At 38.1% G+C, this 24978-nt stretch carries 22 protein-coding genes; 18 read left to right on the plus strand and 4 right to left on the minus strand.

Annotated elements, in window-relative coordinates:
• Nucleotides 1-180 precede the first annotated feature (180 nt).
• Nucleotides 181-1038, plus strand: a complete 858-nt coding sequence (plcR, locus tag ILT06_RS22210) for a transcriptional regulator PlcR (protein ID WP_098101711.1) — start codon at nt 181-183, stop codon at nt 1036-1038.
• Between the two features lie 87 nt (nt 1039-1125).
• A complete protein-coding gene (gene papR, locus ILT06_RS22215) occupies nt 1126-1272 on the plus strand; it encodes a quorum-sensing peptide PapR (RefSeq protein ID WP_071724825.1) in 147 nt (48 codons plus the stop codon).
• Between the two features lie 16 nt (nt 1273-1288).
• Here papR and ILT06_RS22220 read toward each other — a convergent pair whose 3' ends face one another.
• The 3 genes from ILT06_RS22220 to cls all read right to left on the minus strand — a co-directional run bounded on the left by ILT06_RS22220 (nt 1289) and on the right by cls (nt 6276).
• Nucleotides 1289-3967: a DUF4084 domain-containing protein gene (locus ILT06_RS22220; protein ID WP_222655557.1), complete on the minus strand. Its 2679-nt coding sequence runs from the start codon at nt 3965-3967 to the stop codon at nt 1289-1291.
• A 128-nt stretch (nt 3968-4095) separates the two neighbouring features.
• The gene (uvsE, locus tag ILT06_RS22225; RefSeq protein WP_098101709.1) at nt 4096-5049 is read right to left on the minus strand and encodes a UV DNA damage repair endonuclease UvsE; all 954 of its coding nucleotides are present in this window, start codon (nt 5047-5049) and stop codon (nt 4096-4098) included.
• Nucleotides 5050-5082: 33 nt separating this feature from the next.
• Entirely contained in the window at nt 5083-6276 is a 1194-nt protein-coding gene (gene cls / locus ILT06_RS22230) for a cardiolipin synthase (protein ID WP_149173787.1), read from the minus strand.
• A gap of 400 nt (nt 6277-6676) precedes the next feature.
• Between cls and ILT06_RS22235 the strand changes: the two genes are divergently transcribed.
• The 8 genes from ILT06_RS22235 (at nt 6677) to pyrG (ending at nt 16596) form a co-directional block, all read left to right on the plus strand.
• Nucleotides 6677-8788, plus strand: a complete 2112-nt coding sequence (locus tag ILT06_RS22235) for a (Fe-S)-binding protein (protein ID WP_048542718.1) — start codon at nt 6677-6679, stop codon at nt 8786-8788.
• 9 nt (nt 8789-8797) lie between these two features.
• Entirely contained in the window at nt 8798-10081 is a 1284-nt protein-coding gene (locus ILT06_RS22240; RefSeq protein ID WP_098101706.1) for an acetyl-CoA C-acetyltransferase, read from the plus strand.
• A 56-nt stretch (nt 10082-10137) separates the two neighbouring features.
• Nucleotides 10138-10989, plus strand: coding sequence for a 3-hydroxybutyryl-CoA dehydrogenase (locus ILT06_RS22245; RefSeq protein WP_000538863.1), 852 nt, complete (start codon nt 10138-10140; stop codon nt 10987-10989).
• A gap of 72 nt (nt 10990-11061) precedes the next feature.
• A complete protein-coding gene (locus tag ILT06_RS22250; protein WP_001009066.1) occupies nt 11062-12192 on the plus strand; it encodes an acyl-CoA dehydrogenase in 1131 nt (376 codons plus the stop codon).
• Nucleotides 12193-12213: 21 nt separating this feature from the next.
• Complete coding sequence (acdA, locus tag ILT06_RS22255) at nt 12214-13353, plus strand: acyl-CoA dehydrogenase AcdA (RefSeq protein WP_000545531.1); 1140 nt, start codon at nt 12214-12216, stop codon at nt 13351-13353.
• A 66-nt stretch (nt 13354-13419) separates the two neighbouring features.
• Entirely contained in the window at nt 13420-14049 is a 630-nt protein-coding gene (locus ILT06_RS22260; protein WP_000238598.1) for a TetR/AcrR family transcriptional regulator, read from the plus strand.
• A gap of 154 nt (nt 14050-14203) precedes the next feature.
• Nucleotides 14204-14731 (plus strand): DNA-directed RNA polymerase subunit delta, encoded by a 528-nt coding sequence (gene rpoE / locus ILT06_RS22265; RefSeq protein ID WP_222655558.1) that lies wholly within the window; start codon nt 14204-14206, stop codon nt 14729-14731.
• Between the two features lie 257 nt (nt 14732-14988).
• Nucleotides 14989-16596, plus strand: a complete 1608-nt coding sequence (gene pyrG / locus ILT06_RS22270) for a CTP synthase (protein ID WP_222655559.1) — start codon at nt 14989-14991, stop codon at nt 16594-16596.
• A 31-nt stretch (nt 16597-16627) separates the two neighbouring features.
• Here the strand turns inward: pyrG and ILT06_RS22275 are convergent, their stop codons facing one another.
• Nucleotides 16628-17152: a DUF2529 domain-containing protein gene (locus ILT06_RS22275; RefSeq protein ID WP_064476097.1), complete on the minus strand. Its 525-nt coding sequence runs from the start codon at nt 17150-17152 to the stop codon at nt 16628-16630.
• 202 nt (nt 17153-17354) lie between these two features.
• On the opposite strand from ILT06_RS22275, the gene spo0F reads away from it, so the two are divergent.
• From spo0F to ILT06_RS22315, 8 genes are all read left to right on the plus strand, one after another.
• Nucleotides 17355-17723, plus strand: coding sequence for a sporulation initiation phosphotransferase Spo0F (spo0F, locus tag ILT06_RS22280; protein ID WP_000398593.1), 369 nt, complete (start codon nt 17355-17357; stop codon nt 17721-17723).
• A 211-nt stretch (nt 17724-17934) separates the two neighbouring features.
• Nucleotides 17935-18792 carry a class II fructose-bisphosphate aldolase gene (locus ILT06_RS22285; protein ID WP_048542703.1) on the plus strand — a complete coding sequence of 286 codons (858 nt, stop codon included), beginning with the start codon at nt 17935-17937 and terminating at the stop codon, nt 18790-18792.
• Nucleotides 18793-19124: 332 nt separating this feature from the next.
• The gene (gene murA / locus ILT06_RS22290) at nt 19125-20414 is read left to right on the plus strand and encodes a UDP-N-acetylglucosamine 1-carboxyvinyltransferase (protein ID WP_064476098.1); all 1290 of its coding nucleotides are present in this window, start codon (nt 19125-19127) and stop codon (nt 20412-20414) included.
• A gap of 116 nt (nt 20415-20530) precedes the next feature.
• A complete protein-coding gene (gene glpX, locus ILT06_RS22295; RefSeq protein WP_000442336.1) occupies nt 20531-21496 on the plus strand; it encodes a class II fructose-bisphosphatase in 966 nt (321 codons plus the stop codon).
• Between the two features lie 394 nt (nt 21497-21890).
• Nucleotides 21891-23162, plus strand: coding sequence for a transcription termination factor Rho (gene rho, locus ILT06_RS22300; RefSeq protein ID WP_001053898.1), 1272 nt, complete (start codon nt 21891-21893; stop codon nt 23160-23162).
• Between the two features lie 444 nt (nt 23163-23606).
• Complete coding sequence (locus ILT06_RS22305; RefSeq protein ID WP_000643447.1) at nt 23607-23852, plus strand: type B 50S ribosomal protein L31; 246 nt, start codon at nt 23607-23609, stop codon at nt 23850-23852.
• A 110-nt stretch (nt 23853-23962) separates the two neighbouring features.
• On the plus strand, nt 23963-24547 hold the full coding sequence (locus tag ILT06_RS22310) for a thymidine kinase (protein WP_000281086.1): 585 nt from the start codon (nt 23963-23965) through the stop codon (nt 24545-24547).
• Between the two features lie 40 nt (nt 24548-24587).
• Nucleotides 24588-24935, plus strand: coding sequence for a hypothetical protein (locus tag ILT06_RS22315; protein ID WP_103655212.1), 348 nt, complete (start codon nt 24588-24590; stop codon nt 24933-24935).
• Nucleotides 24936-24978: the final 43 nt, after the last annotated feature.

Consider the following 24978-nt stretch of genomic DNA (forward strand, 5'->3'; position numbering starts at 1 on the left):
TCTATAATTTATCTATAAAACTTTTAATCTATTATTGTATGTGAGATGAATTTTATGAAAAATTTGCCGAATTTTATATATATTATGCATTATTTCATATCAAAAATTGTCGAATTCACATTATTGTAGTGGTATGACAACTCAAAAAATTAGATTGTTATAATGGGATGGTGAGTAAGTATGCACGCAGAAAAACTAGGAAGTGAAATTAAAAAAATTAGGGTAATGAGGGGATTAACACAAAAACAGTTATCCGAGAACATATGTCATCAATCGGAAGTGAGCCGAATTGAATCGGGCGCAGTATACCCAAGTATGGATATATTGCAAGGTATTGCAGCAAAGTTACAAGTTCCCATTATTCATTTTTATGAGGTACTCATTTATTCTGATATTGAGAGGAATAAGCAGTTAAAAGATCGAATTATTATGCTTTGTAAGCAAAAGAAATATAAAGAAATTTATAATAAAGTATGGAATGAGTTGAAAAAGGAAGAATATCATCCCGAGCTTCAGCAATTTCTTCAATGGCAATATTATGTCGCTGCCTACATATTGAAAAAAATCGATTACGAATATTGTATTTTAGAATTAAAGAAATTGCTTAATCAACAATTGGCAGGGATAGATGTATATCAGAACCTTTATATTGAAAACGCAATTGCAAATATTTACGCTGAAAATGGCTATTTTAAGAAGAGTATTGAGTTATTTGAAAATATATTAAAACAATTAGAGGCATTACATGATAATAAAGAGTTTGATGTGAAGGTGAGACATAATCATGCAAAAGCATTATACTTAGACAATCAATACGAAGAAGCGCTTTGTCACGCAAATAAAGCCATTGAACTATCGTGCCAAATTAATAGTATGACATTGATTGGACAGTTATACTATCGAAAAGGTGAATGCCTAGAAAAGCTAGAGTGTGATAGAGCAGAAATTGAAGATGCTTACGAAAAAGCGTGCTTCTTTTTCGATATATTAGGAAACCATGCGTTAAAAGAATCAATTATAAAAAAAATGAAGAAATAAAAAATCCAAAAAATAAATATGCATAATTGCATAAAATGTGGATAAATTTTCATGATATATTTAAAGAAAAAATGTGGGTGATGGAATATGAAGAAACTACTTATTGGTAGTCTATTAACGTTAGCGATGGCATGGGGTATTTCATTAGGAGATACAGTTTTAGAGAAAAATCAAGTAATTTCTCATAATGATCAAGAGATACAATTAGCTTCAGATGTACCTTTTGAGTACTAAAAAACAACCGTCTTACTTAGACGGTTGTTTTTTTGTGGAGTAACATCCAAACGTCTTTACTAGAAACAGGCTTGCTAATAAGGAATCCTTGAATGTGGTCACAGTTTTGTTCATATAAAAACTTCCATTGTTCTTCCGTCTCTACACCTTCTGCAATAACTTCTAAATTTAGTTCTTTAGATAGTGTAATGATGGAGGAGATAATCGCTTCCTCTAAAGGACTATTTGTAATTCCACAAATAAACTCTCGAGCAATTTTTAATGTGTTGATTGGATATTTTGTTAAATAAGCTAAAGAACTATAACCAGTTCCAAAGTCATCGATTGAAATTTGAATACCGAGATTTTGAAGCTGTTCTAGTTTGGAAATGACAGACTGATTTTGATTAATTGCGATACTTTCTGTGATTTCGATATCTAGTGCTTCTGATTTTAGTTCGGTTTCTTCTAACACTTTTGAAATAGTAGGGATTAAATCTGCATGGTTAAATTGAACAACAGATAAATTCACACCAACTTTTAAGTGAGAAAACCCTTGATTATGCCATCTTTTTGCCTCTAAGCAAGCGGTACGTAAAATCCAATTTCCAAGTTCAATAATAAATCCGGTTTCCTCCGCTAGAGGAATGAATTGGGCAGGAGACACGATACCGAGTTTTGGGTGCTTCCAACGAATTAATGCTTCAAAACCGATAATTTGTTTTGTTTTTGTGCTTACTTGTGGCTGATATTCTAGGAAAAATTCATTTTGTTGTAATGCTTTTGTAAGTTCACCTTCTAAGAATTGGATTTCATTTTGGGCGATACTTATTTCTTTTGAGAAGAAAAAAAATCTGTTTTTTCCATTTGCTTTCGCGCGATACATAGCCATATCAGCATTTTTCATTAATTCAGTAACATCGGTCCCGTAATCAGGATACATGGCAATTCCGATACTCGGTGTAATAGACAGTTCTTCGTCTTTAATGAAGAATGGTTTGTTTAAAACGGTTAAAATTTGTTCAGCTATAAAAGCCGCACTTTTTTCTGAGTACATATCTGGTAATAGAATTGTAAACTCATCTCCACCTTGGCGAGCAACGATATCTTTTGAACGCAAGCAACCACGTAATCTTTTTGCTACTTCAATTAATAATAGATCTCCGACATCGTGACCAAGTCTATCGTTAATTTTTTTGAATCGATCTAAATCAAGGAACATAACGGCAACATCATTCACGCTAGTTTGAGCTGTATTTAAAATGTTTTTTAAATCTTTTTCAAACTTTCGGCGATTTGGTAATCCAGTCAGTGCATCATGAAAGGCTAAATGTTCTACTTGTTTTTGTTTTTCATATAAAGTTGTAATATCACGTGCTATGCCGAACATCCCAACAACTTCTTTGTTTATGAAAGTAGGGATGAGTGTAACGTGAAGGTAATAGTAATAGCCTTCTTTTTCTTTTGTGCGAACTTCTAAAGTTTGTGGTCTACCTTCTTTTGTTATTTGTAAAGCTTTCTTTAGTAGATCATGGTCTTTTGAGTCAATAAAGTGTAGAAGAGAATAGCTTTCTACTTCACAATAGTAGGCAGTAAATAAGCTTTCACAAGCTGTATTAGATTGTTGGAAAATACCATCCATATTTAAAGAGAAAACGGCATCAGGATGATCTTCGAATAACGATTTATAGCGTTGTTCACTCTTTGATAACGCAGATGCACCCTCTTCTACTTTGCCTTCTAGTTGTGTAGTCAACTGTTCGTATGTATCGATTAGTGCTTGATTATCTTTCCACATGTAAAGTTGTCGTAGGAATAATAAGGTGAGTGATAATACTAGACCGATTAGCATGAACTTATCATCCCAAGGTTGAATAAGAATAAAGGAAAAAGTAATGATTATACTGAAATAGGGTAATATAAAGCGCACATAATCAAATCGATAATACTTTGTTTTCGTTTCATGCTGCATTGGTTTGTCCAAAATGTATAGTATGGAAGATAAACCAATTAATAAAATTGAAGCAGTATGTACTAAATAAGAGACTTCAGAAGAAGTTTTCATCCCCATGTTTAGTTGGAACAGATGTATATACCCGTACACAAGTATGATAGTAAAACCGATAATTAATGAAATTCTGCTAGCAGAATATTGTTCTCGTCTATATAGGCTAATAACGGCGTAAATTACTAATGCTTGTGCAATAAAGTATCCAATTAAAACCCAGTGATCTGTTGTTAACATACGAAAGCTTGAGAGGTCCAAAATAAAAGTTAAGGTAAAATAAATATTCATAATAACAATAAAGATGCTATCGAATGAAAATTGAGCAAGGCCTCTAATAGAATAATGTTTTATGAATTTGATAGCAAACCCAGAAAAGAGCAAAATATATTGTATGATGAAAAAGGGCAATGCCTTATATGAGAATATGACTTGATCATATATAGAAAGTGAATGAAGGAATAAAGTTATTTCCATAGTTAGTCCGCATATGCAAGTGCAGAGTAATAAAACCCAAAATAATTTATCACTACGCTTCATTTTCTTAATAGCTTTATATAAGCAATAGCAAGAAAAGAGTGCAGCAAAACAAAATAAGAAGAGAATTCCAATTTCTTTTATATTCAAGTCCTTAGGGATAAGAAATATCCAAAGGGAAAATATAATTATATACATCGTGACAAAGTGTACATATTTTTTTTGATTAATCATATTATGGCTCCGTTTCAATAAAGTTGAATCGCAGGTGGAAAATGCTAATTCCAATCATAGCATATACAATAGGTTGTTTTTTACTATAAAAATTACTTTTTTTGAAAAAAATAGCTCAACATTACAATTTACCATTGTAATGTTGAGCCATTTATTCTTTTTATCCCTCTTATAGAGGATAATTCATGTATGAATTGCAGCATTGCTAAATCTTTTTGTTTACTTTCAATCATAATATCGAAATTATGGTTGATTTTTTTTGCAATGTGTAAGAAAGGCTTAATAAACTCTAAATCAATATATTCAGAGTGAGCCCTAAATTCTTTTTTTGATTTAGGGGAGGAAATGTGAACTTTAGGAGGGACATTTGTATGTGACCAAGTTTCAAAAATTGCAGGGAGTAATACTTCTAGCGGTTCTTCGCAAAGGTTTGCCATGTGATGATGATAATCAAATACGAATGGAATCTTTTCTTTTTGGCAAATCGATAAAGTTTCAGCAGTTGTATATGTTTTATCATCATTTTCAAGCGTCATTTGCTCTTTTATATGTGCAGGAAGTTTTTTTATGTTTTCATGGAAACGTCCAACCGCTTGTTCTTTATTTCCATAGGCACCACCTACATGGATGTTAATATAAGAAGAATCTGCAATTCCTATTGCATCTAATACTTTATAATGATAGGCCATATCTGTAATAGCGTTAGTTGTAATATGTGGCTTGTCGCTTGTAAATAGCGTAAATTGATTTGGATGAAAGCTTACTCGTAAATTGTGTTCTTTAATTAATGCCCCGATTTTACGCCAAAGCGGTGTAAATGCCCCGATATAATCAAACTCGACTTCGGGATGTGTTGCAAGTGGGACGATGGAAGAGGATAAACGATATAACGGAATTTCATGCGCTATATTGTAATGAAGAATACGTATTGTATGCTCAAGGTTTTGCCTCGTAACATCGTACAATTTATCTTCTCGTTCTTGTTTACTGAGCTTTTGAAAGCTTGTAAATGTCATCGTTTTGGCAGGAGAGCAGTCCCAGAGTGCCATTGCATGTGAAACATATCCGAATCGCATAATCATATGTGATACACCTCTTTTTACTCATTATCTTTCCTATAAGAAGAAAGAAAGTATCGTTCCTAGCCATTCTTTCCCTCTATCAATAAGAGAAAGGGGGCTAACATCTTTAAAGGAAAGTAAGGACGCGTTTTCTAAATCTTTATGGAATCTGTTTTTTACTGTTTGTATAAAATGTTTATCATATAAAAGGCAGTTGATTTCATGATTAATATATAAACTTCTCATATCAAAGTTTGCAGTTCCGATATCACAAATATAATCGTCCGCTATAATAACTTTAGCGTGAAAAAACCCTCGTTGAAATGCGTAAATATTACATCCGGCTTGTATTAACTTTCGGCAATATGGAAATTTTGCTTCTCGAACAAGGGAGTGATCAGCTTTTTCTGGAACGAGAATCGTTATTTGAACCCCACGTTTTCGTGCTTTTAATAATGCGTGCATAATTTTTTTCCCAGGAATGAAATATGGTGTACCGATAAAGAGTTCTTGTTTCGCGCTTTCGATTAAATATAAAAAAGTATGTTGCAAATAGGCACCATCAGTAGGGATAAATTGATGTAGAATGGTTCCTGGTTGTTGCTTAGGAAAATAAAGAGATGAATCTAATAAATTTTGATCCGTATCGTCGAGCCAATCATGTAAAAATTGCTTTTGTAAATCCTGTATTCCTTCCCCAGTAAGACGCAAATGATAGTCGCGCCATAATCCTAATTTTTGATTATGTCCTAAATATTCTTCTCCAATATTAAATCCACCAATATAACCAATTTCCCCATCAATAACTGTAATTTTCCTATGGTTTCTTTGATTTGCAGAAAAGAACGGAAAAGGAAATTTCACTTTATGACAAAATGAAAAAGAGACACCGTGTTTTTGTAGGGAACGAATTGCCTCGTTTGATAAATAATGGCTTCCCAATCGATCGAGTAAAAGTCTTACTTCAATTCCTTCCTGTGCCTTATCGATAAGTAACTTTAAAAATTCACGACTGATTTTATCGTTTTTTACAATGAAGAACAAAACGTGTACATGGTGCCTTGCTTGTTGTATATCAGTAAATAAAGCATCATATAAATCTTGCCCGTATGTATAAAGGTGAAAATTACTTTGACGTAAAGGGAAAGTACGAGAGCGCACACGCTTTAAGTGAAGAATCCTCCCATATAAAAGGTCAATTGTGATCCAAAGAGTAACGCATATTAACAAGAGAGATAAGAAGAACATAAGTGGATTCCCTCCTTTGCATTCTTTTCACCTTCATTTTGCTGGTTGCCTGGAAAAGCCCGATTGGTGAAGCTAATAATCAGTAGGGAATAAACAGCTCTCCACTGATTAAAATTTCACTTTATCCGATATTAATGGGAGGTAAGCCACCTACTTAAAAATTAGGCTTACTTAAAGGAATCAGGCGGGAGGAAACAATCCCCTACTGATTAAAGTTTCACTTTATAGTTTCACCGAAATAAACAGCTTTATTAAAAAATATGTTGTTGTATAACAAAAAACTGTTGACTGAATGCTCACTCATTATATAATGAAGATAGGGGAAAAAATTCAGAAAATTATATGTTTTTGAAGATTCTAAAAAAGAAAGAGGGCTTACAAAGAGAGGGGTAGCATAAAAATGAATAGCTTACTGATCATTAATTGGCTGGCTGCCATTGCTGTTATTGCTTATGCGGGATATTTGTTTGTGTATCTTATACGGACGAGGATGGCCTACATACAGTTAGGAAAAAAGATTGAATTTGACCGTCGTTTTAAAGAGCGTTGGGATCTCCTTAAGGTCAATGTTTTCGGTCAGAAAAAGCTGCTGAAAGATAAGAAGAGCGGCATTATTCACGTTATGTTCTTTTACGGATTTATTCTTGTCCAATTTGGAGCAATTGACTTCGTTTGGAAAGGACTCGCACCAGGATCACATCTTCCACTTGGACCACTATACCCTGCATTTACATTCTTCCAGGAAATTGTCACACTTGTTATTTTAATTGCAGTCTTTTGGGCTTTTCATAGACGTTATGTTGAGAAGCTAGTTCGTTTAAAACGTAATTTCAAATCAGGCCTTGTTCTTATCTTTATTGGTGGCTTAATGATTTCTGTGCTACTCGGTAATGGGATGGGAATTATATGGCACGGCGAGGAGCTTTCATGGAGTGAACCAATTGCTTCTGCAATCGCTTACGTTTTCTCGGGAATAAATGAAACCGCAGCCATTTCTGTGTTCTATTTCTCTTGGTGGGTGCATCTACTAATTTTGTTAACGTTTTTAGTGTATGTTCCACAATCAAAACACGCGCATTTAATTGCGGGACCAGTTAACGTTTTCTTCGGTCGTCTTTCAAATCCAGGGAAACTTGAAAAGATTGACTTTGAAGATGAAACGCAAGAAACATTTGGTGTTGGTAAAATCGAAGACTTTAGACAAAATCAGCTTATTGATTTATACGCTTGCGTAGAGTGTGGTCGCTGTACAAATATGTGCCCGGCAACAGGGACAGGGAAAATGTTATCGCCGATGGATTTAATTTTAAAACTTCGTGATCATTTAACTGATAAAGGAGCAGCAGTGACATCAAAAGCACCGTGGGTTCCAGTAGTTGCCTTTAATAATACACAAGGAAATCAGTTAGCGATGATGGCAGCTGGGAAAGGGCAACAAGAATCAGCAGCTACAACGCTTGCTTACGATCCGAGTTTAATCGGAGATGTTATTACAGAGGAAGAGATTTGGGCTTGTACAACGTGCCGTAACTGTGAAGATCAGTGTCCGGTTATGAATGAGCATGTTGACAAAATTATTGATTTACGCCGCTATCTCGTTTTAACAGAAGGAAAGATGGACGCGGAAGCGCAGCGTGCGATGACAAACATCGAGCGTCAAGGGAATCCGTGGGGACTGAACCGTAAAGAGCGTGAAACTTGGCGCCAAGGTGATGATGAAGTAACAGTTCCAACTGTAAAAGAAAAATCGAAAGCTGGCGAGGAGTTCGAATATTTATTCTGGGTTGGTTCAATGGGATCATATGATAATCGTAGTCAGAAGATTGCGATATCGTTTGCGAAGTTAATGAACGAAGCAGGCATTTCATTCGCGATACTTGGTAATAAAGAAAAGAATTCTGGAGATACACCGCGACGTCTTGGAAATGAATTTGTCTTCCAAGAGATGGCGACAAAGAATATCGAGGAATTTGAAAAAGCAGGAGTGAAGAAAATCGTTACGATTGATCCTCACGCTTATAACACATTTAAAAATGAGTATCCAGACTTTGGTTTGCAAGCAGAAGTCTATCATCATACAGAATTGTTAGCTCAGTGGGTGAAAGAAGGACGCTTAAAACCTGTTCACGCTATTGAGGAAACAGTTACGTACCATGATTCCTGTTACTTAGGAAGATACAACGAAGTATACGAAGCGCCACGCGATATTTTGAAAGCAATTCCTGGTGTGAATCTTGTAGAAATGGCACGTAACCGTGAAACCGGAATGTGCTGTGGCGCAGGTGGTGGCTTAATGTGGATGGAAGAGACAGCAGGTTCACGTATTAACGTTGCTCGTACAGAACAAGCACTAGCTGTAGAGCCATCTATTATCGGTACAGGTTGTCCATATTGCTTAACGATGATTAGCGATGGGACGAAAGCGAAAGAAGTAGAAGAGAAGGTTCAAACTCTTGATGTAACAGAGATTTTAGAACGCTCTGTTATCGGACAGAAGAAAGAAGCGATGTAATCTGCAAGCATGAATACAACTTTAGAGAGAGGTGCAATCATTGCACCTCTTCTCAACGTAAGAACACCGAGCGAGCGCTCGGTCCTAAAAAAAGAGATGGGGGAAATAAATATGAGTAAAACAGTTATTTTAAGTGCTGCAAGAACACCGGTTGGGAAATTTGGAGGATCTTTAAAAGACGTGAAGGCAACAGAACTTGGGGGAATTGCAATTAAAGCAGCGCTTGAGAGAGCAAATGTTCCTGCTAGTGATGTTGAGGAAGTTATATTTGGAACAGTTATTCAAGGGGGACAGGGACAAATTCCATCGCGCCAAGCTGCGAGGGCTGCTGGAATCCCTTGGGAAGTACAGACGGAAACAGTGAATAAAGTTTGTGCATCAGGGCTTCGTGCGGTTACGTTAGCGGATCAAATTATTCGTACTGGCGATCAATCACTAATTGTAGCTGGCGGTATGGAGTCGATGAGTAACAGTCCTTACATTTTACGAGGTGCAAGATGGGGATACAGAATGGGTAACAACGAAATCATCGATTTAAACGTTGCTGACGGTTTAACATGCGCATTTTCAGGTATACACATGGGTGTTTATGGCGGAGAGGTTGCGAAGGAAGATGGAATCTCTCGTGAAGCGCAAGATGAATGGGCATATCGTAGCCATCAGCGTGCGGTTTCAGCGCATAAAGAAGGACGTTTTGAAGAGGAAATCGTGCCAGTAACGATTCCGCAAAGAAAAGGCGATCCTATCGTCGTTGCAAAAGATGAGGCGCCACGCGCGGATACAACGATTGAAAAATTAGCGAAATTAAAACCTGTATTTGATAAGACGTCGGCAGTGACAGCGGGTAATGCTCCTGGACTAAATGATGGCGGTGCAGCGCTCGTATTAATGAGCGAAGACAGAGCGAAGCAAGAAGGAAGAAAGCCATTAGCGACAATTTTGGCACATACAGCAATTGCAGTGGAGTCTAAAGATTTCCCAAGAACGCCAGGTTATGCAATTAAAGAATTGTTGAAAAAAACAGGAAAGACAATTGAAGATATCGATTTATTCGAGATTAATGAAGCGTTTGCAGCGGTAGCAATTGCAAGTACAGAGATTGCAGGAATTGACCCAGACAAATTGAATGTAAATGGCGGCGCTGTAGCGATGGGACATCCAATTGGAGCAAGTGGAGCGCGTATTATCGTTACACTTATCCACGCACTGAAGCAGCGCGGCGGCGGAATTGGAATTGCTTCTATTTGTAGCGGTGGCGGTCAAGGTGACGCAATTATGATTGAAGTTCGTTAATTTACGTGTAGGTGATTTTTGATTTATTAACAATTTATATTAAGGGGGAAGAAAGAATGGGTGTACAAAAAATAGTTGTAATTGGTGCAGGACAAATGGGTTCGGGAATCGCACAAGTATGTGCAATGGCAGGATATGATGTGAAGGTACAAGATTTAAAACAAGAGCAATTAGACAGAGGATTGGCTATTATTACGAAAAACTTAGCGCGCCAAGTAGAAAAAGGACGCATGAAGGAAGAAGAGAAGGAAGCGACGTTAAATCGCCTTACAGTAACGCTTGATTTAGATTGTGTGAAGGAAGCGGATCTTGTTATTGAAGCGGCTGTTGAGAAAATGGACATTAAAAAGAAAATTTTCGCGAATCTAGATGAAATCGCTCCAGAACACGCAATTTTAGCGACGAATACGTCCTCTCTACCAATTACTGAAATTGCAGCAGTAACGAAACGTCCAGAGAAAGTAATTGGTATGCACTTTATGAATCCCGTTCCGGTTATGAAGCTTGTTGAGATTATTCGTGGTTTGGCTACAGATGATGAGGTGTACGAAACAATTGAAGATATTACGAAAAAAATCGGGAAAGTGCCAGTTGAAGTAAATGATTTCCCAGGATTTGTATCGAACCGTATTTTATTACCGATGATTAACGAAGCGATCTATACGTTATATGAAGGTGTAGCGACGAAAGAAGCGATTGATGAAGTAATGAAACTAGGTATGAATCATCCGATGGGACCACTTACATTAGCTGATTTTATCGGTTTAGATACATGTTTATACATTATGGAAGTGTTGCATGAAGGATTAGGAGATAGTAAATATCGCCCATGTCCATTATTACGCAAGTATGTGAACGCAGGATGGTTAGGACGTAAAACAGGCCGTGGTTTCTACGTTTACGAATAAAGTCCTCCTTTTATTAAAATAGTGGTCTTACCAAATTATTAAAAAGATATATAGCAAACGGAGGCGGAGTACATGAATTTTCATTTTACCGAAGAGCAACAAATGATGAGGAAAATGGTTCGAGATTTTGCGCAGAAGGAAATAGCTCCCTTTGTTCCTAGTATGGAACAAGGGGTGTTCCCTAAAGAGATTTTGCAGAAGATGGGTGAGCTTGGACTAATGGGTATTCCAGCGCCTGCAAAATATGGCGGGGCAGAAATGGATTTTATTTCTTACATTTTAGCAATTGAGGAAATTTCAAAGGTAAGTGCAACTGTTGGTGTAATTTTGGCTGTACATACGTCAGTTGGAATGAACCCGATTTTATATTTTGGAACAGAAGAACAGAAGCAGAAATATGTTTCTAAACTTGCGACTGGTGAATATTTAGGTGCATTTGCATTAACAGAACCAAATGCAGGATCAGATGCAGGGAGTTTGAAATCAAGAGCTGTAAAGAAAGGCGATCACTACATTATTAATGGATCGAAAGTATTTATTACAAATGGCGGTGAAGCAAGTACATACATTGTATTCGCTTCTACAAATCCAGAGGCAGGAAAAAGTGGGATTTCTGCATTTATAGTAGAGAAAGATACACCGGGCTTAATTATCGGCAAAGATGAGCATAAAATGGGACTTCTTGGTTCTCGCACGGTACAACTTACGTTTGAAGATATGAAAGTGCCAGCCGAGAATTTACTTGGTGAAGAAGGACAAGGATTTAAGGTGGCAATGGCGAATTTAGATGTTGGACGAATTGGAATCGGAGCGCAGGCATTAGGAATCGCGGAAGCGGCGCTTGCATGTGCGATTGATTATGCGAAAGAGCGTGAGCAATTCGGCAAGCCAATTGCGGCGCAGCAAGGAATCGGATTCAAACTTGCAGATATGGCGACTAGCGTAGAAGCAGCACGACTACTTGTATACAGAGCAGCATCGCTAAGGGCGCAAGGATTACCATGCGGTAAAGAAGCTTCTATTGCGAAATTATTCGCTTCTAAGACGGCTGTTGAAGTTGCGATTGAAGCGGTGCAAGTATTTGGCGGTTACGGTTATACGAAAGACTATCCGGTAGAACGATTTTTCCGTGATGCGAAAATCACGCAAATATATGAAGGAACGAGTGAGATACAGAAACTTGTTATTAGTCGAGCTTTATAAAAGGATAAGGGGGAGACGGGAATGCATTTTAAACTATCAGAAGAACATGAAATGATAAGAAAAATGGTTCGGGATTTTGCTAAGAACGAAGTAGCACCGACGGCAGCTGAGCGTGATGAAGAAGAGAGATTTGATCGTGCACTATTTGATCAAATGGCAGAGCTTGGTTTAACCGGCATTCCGTGGCCTGAAGAATACGGCGGAATTGGAAGCGATTACTTAGCGTATGTAATTGCTATCGAAGAATTATCTCGTGTTTGTGCTTCAACAGGTGTAACGCTGTCTGCACACACTTCACTTGCTGGTTGGCCAATTTTTAAATTTGGAACGGAAGAACAAAAGCAAAAGTTTTTACGACCGATGGCAGAAGGAACGAAAATTGGCGCATACGGTTTAACGGAACCAAGTTCTGGTTCAGATGCGGGCGGAATGAGGACAACTGCGAAACGAGATGGAGACCATTACATTTTAAATGGATCGAAAATCTTTATTACAAATGGCGGTATTGCTGATATTTATGTTGTTTTTGCGTTAACTGATCCCGAATCGAAGCAGCGTGGTACGAGCGCGTTTATTGTGGAAAGTGATACACCAGGATTTTCAGTTGGGAAGAAGGAAAGCAAGTTAGGGATTCGCTCTTCACCAACAACTGAAATTATGTTCGAAGATTGCCGTATTCCTGTAGAGAACCTACTCGGGGAAGAGGGCCAAGGATTTAAAGTTGCGATGCAAACATTAGATGGCGGCCGTAATGGTATTGCCGCGCAAGCAGTCGGTATTGCGCAAGGGGCTTTAGATGCTTCTGTAGAATATGCAAGAGAGCGTCATCAGTTTGGGAAACCTATTGCGGCGCAGCAAGGAATTGGCTTTAAACTTGCAGATATGGCAACGGATGTGGAGGCGGCGCGTCTTCTAACATACCAAGCGGCTTGGCTTGAATCGGAAGGGCTTCCGTATGGGAAAGAGTCAGCGATGTCAAAGGTATTTGCAGGCGATACAGCGATGAAGGTGACGACTGAAGCGGTACAAGTATTTGGTGGTTACGGTTATACGAAAGATTATCCCGTAGAGCGTTATATGCGCGATGCAAAGATTACACAAATATATGAGGGAACACAAGAGATTCAAAGGCTTGTAATTTCTCGTATGTTAACGAAGTAGGAATGAAAGCGTAGGTATTTTCCTACGCTTTTTCCTTCCAAAAAATAATAGGGAGAGGTGAAGGGGATGGTTAAACATAATGTACATGCGTCCGTGAAAGATGAAAAATTAGTTGCGTTAAGACGTGAACAAATGATTAAAGGTGCGGTGCAATTGTTTAAGCAAAAAGGGTTCCCGCGTACAACAACGAGAGAGATTGCGAAGGCGGCTGGGTTTAGTATTGGAACACTTTATGAGTACATTCGTACAAAAGATGATGTTTTATATTTAGTTTGTGATAGTATTTATGAACATGTAAAAGAAAGATTAGAGGAAGTAGTGTGTACAGAGAAGGGAAGTATAGAAAGCTTAAAGATAGCGATAACGAATTATTTTAAAGTGATGGATGAATTGCAAGAAGAAGTATTAATTATGTATCAAGAGGTACGTTTTTTACCGAAAGAATCACTCCCATATGTATTAGAAAAAGAGTTTCAAATGGTCGGGATGTTTGAGAATATTTTAGAGCAGTGTACAGAAAATGGGACATTTACATTAAATAAAAAAGAGATACAGCTTCTTGCACATAACATTTTCATACAAGGACAAATGTGGGGATTTAGACGTTGGGCCCTGCAAAAACTGTATACGCTTGAAGAATATACAGAAATGCAAATTAGGTATGTACTGCAAGGAGCGCATATGTTTCCGAAATAAGGAATAGACAAATTATAATTTTATTACCATATTAAAGTTTCCCGTTTTTTTTGTAGCATATTTGTGCGACTTTTGTTTATAATGAATAGTATGGATTTTTTTAAGCAGACCGTTATATATAAGGTTATATTTGAAGAAAGGAAGTGCCGCATAAGTGAATTTTAAGCAATATTCACCAGAAGAGCTAAAAGAATGTTCAATGATTGAAGTTGTACATAGCGTTTTAGGGGATAAAAGACAAGCAACGACATTCAACGAGTTGGTTCGAGAAATCGCTCAAGTGCTGGGACTATCTCAAGAGCAAGTTAATGCGAAACTCGCACAATTTTATACAGATTTAAACATCGATGGACGTTTCATTAATTTAGGAGAAAATCGTTGGGGGCTACGTAGCTGGTACCCATATGAGCAAATTGATGAAGAAATCTTACCTCAGCCAAAACCGAAGAAGAAACGTAAAGTTGAAGAGGACGGTTTTGACGACTACATCGAAGAAGATGAAGACTTCGAAGATGCAGACGCAAATGAAGAAGAGGTAGAAGATTTGGACAAGGTTCTTGAAGAAGAAGACGGAGATGACGATGATCTTGATGATTTAGATGAAGATGATGACGATGACTTCGCCGAAGAAGAACTTGAGTACGATGAAGCTGAAGCTGAAGAAGAAGAGGAAGAACTGTAGTTCTTGACTTTTCATTATCGTCCATGTAGAATCATTTTTGGGCTCTTTAAAAAAGGACGATAATACTTTTAAAGTGTAAATATAAAAGAAAATTGCTCCCTACTTATTACTTTATGTGATGAGGGGAGCAATTTTCTTTTTTGTTTTTTGTTTAGAAAATAAAAAGAGTCTAACAATAAGATGGATACAGTGTTATCTACATACGTTGCGCTTTGCAACGGTGATTATATAACAGCAAAATAGGAGGGAGCTTTTTCATGACTAAGTATATTTTTGTAACAGGCGGTGTAGTATCGTCTTTAGGAAAAGGTATTACAGCAGCATCTCTTGGAAGACTTTTAAAAAATCGTGGTTTAAACGTAACGATTCAAAAGTTTGATCCATACATTAACGTAGACCCAGGGACTATGAGCCCATACCAACACGGTGAGGTATTCGTAACAGATGATGGTGCAGAAACTGATTTAGACCTTGGTCACTATGAGCGTTTCATCGACATCAACTTAAACAAATACAGCAACGTAACAACAGGTAAAATTTACTCTTCAGTTCTTCAAAAAGAGCGTCGTGGTGAATACCTAGGAGGAACAGTTCAAGTTATTCCTCACATTACTAACGAAATTAAAGAGCGTGTATATCGTTCTGGTCGCGAAACAAACGCGGACGTTGTTATTACAGAAATTGGTGGAACTGTTGGTGACATCGAGTCTCTACCATTCTTAGAAGCAATCCGTCAAATTAAGAGCGACATCGGTCGTGACAATGTAATGTACATTCACTGTACGTTAATCCCGTATTTAAAAGCAGCGGGTGAAATGAAAACAAAACCAACGCAACATAGCGTTAAAGAGCTTCGCAGCTTAGGTATTCAACCAAATATTATCGTTGTTCGTACAGAATTGCCTGTTTCTCAAGATATGAAAGACAAGCTTGCATTATTCTGTGACATTGATACAAAAGCAGTTATCGAAGCACGTGATGCAGATACTTTATATGCGGTTCCATTATCTCTTCAAGAGCAAAATATGGACCAAATCGTTTGCGATCACTTGAAATTAGACAATCCAGCTGCAGATATGACAGAGTGGACTGCGCTAGTTAATAAAGTACGTAACCTTTCTAAGAAAACAAAAATCGCTCTTGTTGGTAAATACGTAGAGCTTCAAGATGCATACATTTCTGTTGTAGAAGCACTTCGTCATGCGGGTTATTCATTCGACACAGATGTAGAAGTGAAATGGGTAAACGCTGAGCACGTAACACCAGAGAACGTACAAGAATTAGTTGGTGACACAGATGGTATCCTTGTACCTGGTGGATTCGGCGATCGTGGTGTAGAAGGTAAAATCGTTGCAATTCAATATGCTCGTGAAAACAAAGTTCCATTCTTAGGAATTTGCCTAGGTATGCAACTTGCATCAATCGAATTCGCACGTAACGTATTAGGATTAGAAGGAGCTAACTCTTCTGAAATTAATCCTGACACACCTTATGCAATCATTGACTTATTACCAGAACAAAAAGATGTAGAAGACTTAGGTGGCACACTTCGTCTTGGTCTATATCCATGTAAGCTTGCTGAAGAAACAAATGCTTACAATGCTTACAACGAGCCGGTTGTATATGAGCGTCATCGTCATCGTTATGAGTTCAACAATCAATTCCGTCCGGATATGGAAAAAGCAGGATTTGTATTCTCTGGTACAAGCCCAGACGGTCGTCTAGTTGAAACCATTGAATTAAAAGACCACCCTTGGTTCGTGGCAGCACAGTTCCATCCAGAACTTGTATCTCGTCCAAACCGTCCACAACCATTGTTCCATGACTTCGTAAGTGCTTCTATTACGAATAAAGAGAGCAAGTAATAAAAAAAGCGCCTGAAATAGGGCGCTTTTTTTAATATTCATTTAACATTTCATCGATTGTAAATTTGATCCCGTGATATGCAAATAAAGCTACCATTAAACTTGGGAATCCGTAGCGATTGCCTTCATCGTCTGGAATAAGACCTTTTAACAGCTTTGTATCAATATGTACATCTGTATATTGTTCTAGTGATTCAGTACCTTCTTGAATAGCAGAGATGCCGACAATAGAGTGTCCATCAGCTTGAAGTTTTTTTGCCATTGCTACAACTTCTTCATCTGTTGAAAAACGGCTAATAAGAAGTACACGATCTGCAGAAGTTACTTCTACTTCTTTACCATTTTCAAATAATCGTTTTGCTTGCTTCATTGGTTCAGCACCGAATAATGCTTCAGCGACAACGCCCTCCATTTCATTTGTACCATGTAAATAAATGAAACCGTCGCCAACTAATGCTTGAGCAAGTAGACGGGCACTATCTTCTATATTCATTTCTTCTTTTTGAGAAACCCTGGAGAAATAACCACTTAATTGAGTTGAAAAAATTTTTAACATAATGTTACTCCCTTTCGTACGTGTTTATCGGCTTTCATTATAGTTTATTTTTTTAGAAAGGTGAAATCGAAGGGTAGCATAACAAAATAGGAAACGGTAAAATAAGAAAGAATAGGAAGGGATTTGCCAAAGAATAGCGAAAATTAATCGTTAAGATATAAGAAGCTTTAAATCTTGTATTTACACAGAAAGGTTGGGAGTTATGGAAGGTAAAATTTTAATTGTTGATGATCAATATGGCATTCGTGTGTTATTACATGAAGTGTTCCAAAAAGAAGGTTATCAGACATTCCAAGCAGCGAATGGATTTCAAGCTTTAGATATCGTGAAAAAAGATAATCCAGATTTAGTAGTGTTAGATATGAAAATTCCAGGTATGGATGGTATAGAGATTTTAAAACATGTAAAGGAAATTGATGAGAGTATTAAAGTAATTTTAATGACTGCTTATGGAGAGCTTGATATGATCCAAGAAGCGAAAGATTTAGGAGCTTTAATGCACTTTGCTAAACCGTTTGATATTGATGAGATTCGTCAAGCGGTGAGAGAACAGCTTGCTGTAGAGGCGTAAAAAATGAATTTTTTATAAAAAATATGGAAAAAAGCGTTTACATGGACTATTGAGTAGGTGAATACGGTTGAGTTTTTGAGTACAAGTTGTTATCCTATTGAGTGTAGAAAAAAGTCCGGTATGTAAATATACATATTTTACCTTATTCTGGTCATACTACCAGCGATAAGAACTTATCGGATACAAAAAACGTTTTTTAGGAGGATTCACCATGCCTTTAGTTTCTATGAAAGAAATGCTAAACACAGCACTAGAAGGAAAATACGCAGTTGGTCAATTCAACATGAACAACTTAGAGTGGACTCAAGCTATCTTAGCTGCTGCGGAAGAAGAAAAATCTCCTGTAATCCTAGGTGTATCTGAGGGTGCAGCTCGTCATATGACTGGTTTCAAAACAGTTGTAGCTATGGTTAAAGCTTTAATCGAAGAAATGAACATCACTGTTCCTGTAGCGATTCACCTTGACCATGGTTCAAGCTTCGAAAAATGTAAAGAAGCAATCGATGCAGGTTTCACATCTGTAATGATCGACGCTTCTCACCACCCATTCGAAGAAAACGTTGAAACTACTAAAAAAGTAGTAGAATACGCACACGCTCGTAACGTATCTGTTGAAGCTGAGCTTGGAACAGTTGGCGGACAAGAAGACGACATCATCGCTGAAGGCGTAATTTACGCTGATCCAGCAGAGTGTAAGCACCTTGTTGAAGCAACAGGTATCGATTGCCTAGCTCCAGCTTTAGGTTCTGTACACGGTCCTTACAAAGGTGAGCCTAACTTAGGATTCGCTGAAATGGAACAAGTTCGTGACTTCACTGGTGTACCTTTAGTATTACACGGTGGTACTGGTATCCCAACTGCTGATATCGTAAAAGCTATTTCTTTAGGTACTTCAAAAATTAACGTAAACACTGAGAACCAAATTGAGTTTACAAAAGCTGTTCGTGAAGCATTAAGCAAAGACCAAGAAGTTTACGATCCTCGTAAATATATTGGACCTGGCCGCGAAGCTATTAAAGCAACTGTTGCTGGTAAAATGCGTGAATTCGGTTCTAACGGTAAAGCGTAAGAATAAAATTCCGTTTTGGAAACCGTCTAGTCTTTTAGACGGTTTCCTTTCGTTGTATAATGAAAGCGTGAACAAGTCTAAAGATTTTTATCATTTTGCTTTTGAAATAGAAAATAATGTGCATAGTCCTATTAATAAATGTGATAATGTATCTAAATTGATAAAGTAAATTCGATAAATAGTTAATCTTTATCTATTCGTACTACTGGAGAAATGAGGATAATGGTTTCCTATTTATTGAGTTTTAGGGTGGAAAGAGTGATTGAGATTCTTAAGGGGAGCTTTCTATAAAGATATAGAAAGTAAATACATTCACAAGAAGGGAGCTCAATATGGAAAAATTGCTAATTGAAGGCGGAAGAGCTTTAAATGGAACAATTCGAGTGAGTGGTGCAAAGAACAGCGCCGTTGCACTAATTCCAGCGACAATTTTAGCAGATACTCCAGTAACTATTGGTGGTGTCCCTAATATTTCGGACGTGAAAATGTTAGGAGACTTGCTAGAGGAAATTGGAGGAAGAGTAACTTATGGACAGGAGGAAGAGATGGTAGTCGATCCTTCTAACATGGTTGCAATGCCTTTACCGAATGGAAAAGTGAAAAAATTGCGTGCTTCTTATTATTTAATGGGTGCGATGCTTGGCCGTTTTAAAAAAGCTGTTATTGGGCTTCCGGGTGGATGTCATTTAGGACCGAGGCCGATTGATCAGCATATTAAAGGGTTTGAAGCGTTAGGTGCACATGTTACGAATGAACAGGGTGCGATTTATTTAAGAGCAGATGAGCTACGCGGGGCACGTATTTATTTAGACGTTGTTAGTGTAGGAGCTACAATTAATATTATGCTAGCAGCTGTGCGAGCGAAAGGTAGAACTGTTATTGAAAACGCAGCGAAAGAACCAGAGATTATTGATGTAGCTACATTGTTAACGAGCATGGGTGCACGCATTAAAGGTGCTGGAACAGATGTAATCCGAATTGATGGTGTGGATTCACTGCACGGTTGTCACCATACGATCATTCCGGATCGTATTGAAGCGGGTACGTATATGATTTTAGGAGCTGCATCAGGAGGAGAAGTAACGGTTGATAATGTGATTCCTCAGCATTTAGAGTCAGTTACAGCGAAGTTAAGAGAAGCTGGTGTCCAAATTGAAACGAACGATGACCAAATTACAGTGAACGGTAATAGAAGGTTAAAAGTAGTTGATATAAAAACGCTTGTATATCCAGGATTCCCAACAGATTTACAACAACCATTTACGACGCTTTTAACAAAGGCACACGGAACGGGTGTTGTAACGGATACGATTTACGGCGCACGCTTTAAACACATTGATGAATTACGTCGTATGAATGCACAAATTAAAGTGGAAGGTCGTTCGGCAATTGTAACTGGTCCAGTTTTATTGCAAGGTGCAAAAGTGAAAGCGAGTGATTTACGAGCTGGAGCGGCTCTTGTTATTGCAGGGTTAATGGCGGATGGAATTACAGAAGTAACTGGACTTGAGCATATTGATCGAGGTTATGAAAATATAGTAGACAAGCTTAAAGGGCTTGGCGCAAACATTTGGCGAGAACAAATGACAAGTCAAGAAATTGAAGAGATGAAGAACGCATAAGTGATACTTCCGCAAGGGGGAAGCGAAGCATCACTACTTGCGGAAGTATACTTTGTAGAGAAACACGGTTCACAAAATACGGCAGAAATATAAAGACTTAAAGGAGAGGGATTATCGTGGAAAGAAGTTTATCTATGGAGTTAGTACGTGTAACAGAGGCTGCAGCATTATCATCAGCGCGTTGGATGGGGCGCGGGAAAAAGGATGAGGCAGATGGTGCAGCAACATCAGCTATGCGTGATGTATTTGATACAATCCCGATGAAAGGTACAGTTGTAATTGGTGAAGGTGAGATGGACGAAGCGCCAATGCTGTATATCGGAGAGAAATTAGGTACAGGATATGGACCACGTGTAGACGTTGCGGTTGATCCTTTAGAAGGGACAAACATCGTAGCAGCTGGTGGATGGAATGCTCTTGCTGTTATTGCAATTGCAGATCATGGTAATTTGTTACATGCTCCTGACATGTACATGGATAAAATCGCGGTTGGCCCAGAAGCGGTTGGGGCGGTCGATATTGATGCACCTATTATCGATAACTTACGTGCGGTTGCGAAAGCGAAAAATAAAGATATTGAAGATGTTGTAGCGACAGTTTTAAACCGTCCACGTCATCAAGCGATTATCGAAGAAATTCGTAAAGCTGGTGCTCGTATTAAATTAATTAACGATGGAGATGTGGCTGGAGCAATTAACACTGCATTTGATCGCACAGGTGTAGATATTTTATTCGGCTCTGGTGGAGCACCTGAGGGTGTATTAGCAGCAGTTGCATTAAAATGTTTAGGTGGAGAAATCCACGGAAAGCTTCTGCCTCAAAATGAAGCTGAATTAGCTCGTTGTAAAAAAATGGGTATTGAAGATATAAATCGTATTCTTCGCATGGAAGACTTAGTAAAAGGTGACGATGCAATCTTTGCGGCAACAGGCGTAACAGACGGAGAACTATTACGCGGCGTTCAATTTAAAGGTAGCGTAGGAACAACACAATCCCTTGTTATGCGTGCAAAATCAGGCACAGTACGCTTCGTAGACGGACGTCATAGCTTGAATAAAAAACCAAACTTGGTTATTAAATAAAAAGCGTAAGCAGCTCGTTCAGAATGGGAGGGGGATGGAGCTTCTGACGTAGAAGCGCTTTTTGCCTCGTAGGAAGAAGTGAAGCCACCGACCATTCTAGCTGCTGAAGCTGGATTGAATAAAAAGTGGAAGCAGCTCGTTCAGAATCGCAGGGCATTGGAGCTCCTGACCATTCTAGCTACTGGAACTAGGTTAAATAAAAGCGAAGACAAATTTTCTTGTCTTCGCTTCTTGTATTTGTGTTTCAACGTATTGATTAAAACTAGATAAAAGGGTTACAATAGTGAATATTACCCTACTTGAACTTATTGCCTTTCATTATTAATTATTTGCCTTCCGTATTTTTTCCCTTTACCCATGTGAAAAGAGAATAATGTTAAAGTGTGGTGTCTGAATGAATTTGTCAATTGCAGCATTAGAAAACATGAAATTAAAAGAGTTATACGAGCTTGCGAAAGAATTTAAGATTTCGTATTATAGCAAATTAACGAAAAAAGAGTTAATCTTCGCTATCCTAAAAGCTCGAGCAGAAAAAGAAGGTTTCTTCTTCATGGAAGGCGTATTAGAAATTATTCAATCAGAAGGATTTGGATTCCTACGTCCTATCAACTATTCTCCAAGCTCAGAAGATATTTATATCTCAGCTTCGCAAATTCGTCGTTTCGATTTACGTAATGGAGACAAGGTTTCTGGTAAAGTACGACCTCCGAAAGAAAATGAACGCTATTTTGGATTATTACAAGTTGAAGCTGTAAACGGAGATGATCCAGAGTCAGCAAAAGAGCGTGTGCATTTCCCTGCATTAACACCATTATACCCAGATCGCCAAATGAAATTGGAAACGGAACCGAAAAAGTTACCGACACGCATCATGGATTTAATCGCACCAGTTGGATTTGGACAACGTGGTTTAATTGTCGCGCCTCCAAAGGCTGGTAAAACAAGTCTATTAAAAGAAATCGCACACAGTGTTACAACAAATCACCCGGAAGCTGAATTAATTGTACTTTTAATTGATGAGCGTCCAGAGGAAGTAACAGACATTGAACGTTCTGTTAAAGGAGATGTTGTAAGCTCTACTTTTGATGAAGTGCCAGAAAATCATATTAAAGTAGCGGAACTTGTGTTAGAACGTGCAATGCGTCTTGTAGAGCACAAAAAAGATGTTATCATTTTAATGGATAGTATTACCCGTTTAGCGCGAGCTTACAACCTTGTTATTCCGCCAAGTGGTAGAACATTATCGGGTGGTATCGACCCAGCTGCCTTCCATAGACCGAAGCGTTTCTTTGGAGCTGCACGTAATATTGAAGAAGGCGGTAGCTTAACGATTTTAGCAACAGCGCTTGTTGATACAGGATCTCGTATGGACGATGTAATTTACGAAGAATTTAAAGGAACTGGAAATATGGAACTTCACTTAGATCGTTCATTAGCTGAGCGCCGTATCTTCCCGGCAATTGATATTCGCCGTTCTGGTACACGTAAAGAAGATCTATTAATTCCGAAAGAACATTTAGACAAGCTATGGGGTATTCGTAAAACAATGCGTGATACACCAGACTTTGTCGAAGGTTTCTTACGTAAACTTCGTCAAACAAAGACAAATGAAGAATTTTTACAAAACATTGTTGCAGACTCAAAAAGATATGTAACAACTAAGTAAAGGGAAAAGATTGGGACTCGCTTATTTTGTGGTAAGCGAGTTTTTTATGTTTTTTTAAGGGAATATTAGGGAGAGTAATATATGGGAAAAATTTTGTTTTTTGAGATGAAAATCATATTTGGGTCGAGAGTTTGAAGTGTCCCGGATTCTGAACGAGCCGCTTGCGCTTTTAATTATATCCAGCTCCAGCGGCTAGAATCTCCGGCCATTTCGCTCTCTCGGTCGAAGCAAAAAGCGCTTCTTGGTCGAGAGCTCCAATGTCCTGCGATTCTGAATGAGCCGCTTGCGCTTTTAAATTTTAAAAAGACAAAAACAGGTAGTTGCAAAATGGAGTTAGCCTTGTTATAATTTCATCATATGTGTTTCATCAATATAGTTGTGTAAGCAGCTGAAGATGAAAAACTCTGTTTCGAAAATGATTCAGGGCGGAAGGAGATGAAAAGAATGAAAGCAGGAATCCATCCAAATTACAATAAAGTTGTATTTATGGACACGAACACAGGCTTCAAATTCTTAAGCGGGTCTACTAAAGGCTCTAGCGAAACTGTTGAGTGGGAAGATGGTAACACTTATCCATTACTAAAAATTGAGATCAGTTCTGATTCTCACCCATTCTACACTGGACGTCAGAAGTTTGCTACTGCAGACGGACGTGTTGACCGCTTCAATAAGAAATACGGTATCAAGTAATAAAGAACATAAAACAGGCAAGTGTATGTATTCGCTTGTCTGTTTTTTTTGCAAAAATATTAAACCTTTACCCTACTTTGGATTAGGAAAGTAGATGAAAGGAGAGCTCAATGTACTTAATGAATCAAAATGGTTGGATTGAAGTGATTTGCGGGAGTATGTTTTCTGGAAAATCAGAAGAGCTCATCCGCCGTATACGCCGTACGCAATTTGCGAAACAACATGCGATTGTATTTAAACCATGTATTGATAATCGTTATAGTGAAGAAGATGTTGTATCACATAATGGATTAAAGGTTAAAGCAGTTCCTGTTTCAGCTTCAAAAGATATATTTAACCATGTAACAGAAGAAATGGATGTTATTGCAATCGATGAGGTACAATTTTTTGATGGGGACATTGTGGAAGTGGTGCAAGTATTGGCAAATCGTGGCTATCGTGTCATTGTAGCTGGATTAGACCAAGATTTCCGTGGTCTACCATTTGGACAAGTTCCTCAGCTGATGGCGATTGCTGAACATGTAACTAAGTTGCAGGCAGTTTGTTCTGCATGCGGATCTCCTGCAAGTCGTACGCAACGTTTAATCGATGGAGAACCAGCGGCATTTGATGATCCAATTATTTTAGTTGGGGCTTCGGAATCGTATGAACCACGTTGTCGTCATTGTCATGCAGTACCTACAAAACAAAGATAAATGAAACTCGCTATGTAGAGCGGGTTTTTTTCGAAAATAAATGAAGATTGGTGGCCGGCTCTTCAAACAGCTAAGAACTTTAGCAGTCAGAGCTGAGCAAGCCGCTTACGCTTTTAAATATTATCTAGCTCCAGCGGCTAGAATGGTCGGTGGTTTCGCTTCTTCCTGCGAGGCAAAGAGCACCTCTCTGTCAGAAGCTCCAACCTTCTCCCATTCTGAGCAAGCCGCTTGCGCTTTTAAATATTATCTAGCTTCAGCGGCTAGAATCTCCGGCCATTTCACTCTCTCGCTCGAAGCAAAGAGCGCTTCAAGGTCGAGAGTTCCAATGTCCTGCGATTCTGAGCGAGCCGCTTACGCTTTTAAATATAATTTGCGTTTTTTTGATTAAGTACCATATACTATTTGTATTAGATACTAGGATGTAGAGGTGA

Origin of the sequence: Bacillus sp. 17RED48 (assembly GCF_019837545.1) — a bacterium.
GTDB lineage: Bacteria > Bacillota > Bacilli > Bacillales > Bacillaceae_G > Bacillus_A > Bacillus_A wiedmannii.

Coding starts and splice junctions, on each gene's coding strand:
- plcR (WP_098101711.1), top strand. CDS start 181: ATGCACGCAGAAAAACTAGGAAGTGAAATTAAAAAAATTAGGGTAATG.
- papR (WP_071724825.1), top strand. CDS start 1,126: ATGAAGAAACTACTTATTGGTAGTCTATTAACGTTAGCGATGGCATGG.
- ILT06_RS22220 (WP_222655557.1), bottom strand. CDS start 3,967: ATGATTAATCAAAAAAAATATGTACACTTTGTCACGATGTATATAATT.
- uvsE (WP_098101709.1), bottom strand. CDS start 5,049: ATGATTATGCGATTCGGATATGTTTCACATGCAATGGCACTCTGGGAC.
- cls (WP_149173787.1), bottom strand. CDS start 6,276: ATGTTCTTCTTATCTCTCTTGTTAATATGCGTTACTCTTTGGATCACA.
- ILT06_RS22235 (WP_048542718.1), top strand. CDS start 6,677: ATGAATAGCTTACTGATCATTAATTGGCTGGCTGCCATTGCTGTTATT.
- ILT06_RS22240 (WP_098101706.1), top strand. CDS start 8,798: ATGAATACAACTTTAGAGAGAGGTGCAATCATTGCACCTCTTCTCAAC.
- ILT06_RS22245 (WP_000538863.1), top strand. CDS start 10,138: ATGGGTGTACAAAAAATAGTTGTAATTGGTGCAGGACAAATGGGTTCG.
- ILT06_RS22250 (WP_001009066.1), top strand. CDS start 11,062: ATGAATTTTCATTTTACCGAAGAGCAACAAATGATGAGGAAAATGGTT.
- acdA (WP_000545531.1), top strand. CDS start 12,214: ATGCATTTTAAACTATCAGAAGAACATGAAATGATAAGAAAAATGGTT.
- ILT06_RS22260 (WP_000238598.1), top strand. CDS start 13,420: ATGGTTAAACATAATGTACATGCGTCCGTGAAAGATGAAAAATTAGTT.
- pyrG (WP_222655559.1), top strand. CDS start 14,989: ATGACTAAGTATATTTTTGTAACAGGCGGTGTAGTATCGTCTTTAGGA.
- ILT06_RS22275 (WP_064476097.1), bottom strand. CDS start 17,152: ATGTTAAAAATTTTTTCAACTCAATTAAGTGGTTATTTCTCCAGGGTT.
- spo0F (WP_000398593.1), top strand. CDS start 17,355: ATGGAAGGTAAAATTTTAATTGTTGATGATCAATATGGCATTCGTGTG.
- ILT06_RS22285 (WP_048542703.1), top strand. CDS start 17,935: ATGCCTTTAGTTTCTATGAAAGAAATGCTAAACACAGCACTAGAAGGA.
- murA (WP_064476098.1), top strand. CDS start 19,125: ATGGAAAAATTGCTAATTGAAGGCGGAAGAGCTTTAAATGGAACAATT.
- rho (WP_001053898.1), top strand. CDS start 21,891: ATGAATTTGTCAATTGCAGCATTAGAAAACATGAAATTAAAAGAGTTA.
- ILT06_RS22305 (WP_000643447.1), top strand. CDS start 23,607: ATGAAAGCAGGAATCCATCCAAATTACAATAAAGTTGTATTTATGGAC.
- ILT06_RS22310 (WP_000281086.1), top strand. CDS start 23,963: ATGTACTTAATGAATCAAAATGGTTGGATTGAAGTGATTTGCGGGAGT.
- ILT06_RS22315 (WP_103655212.1), top strand. CDS start 24,588: ATGAAGATTGGTGGCCGGCTCTTCAAACAGCTAAGAACTTTAGCAGTC.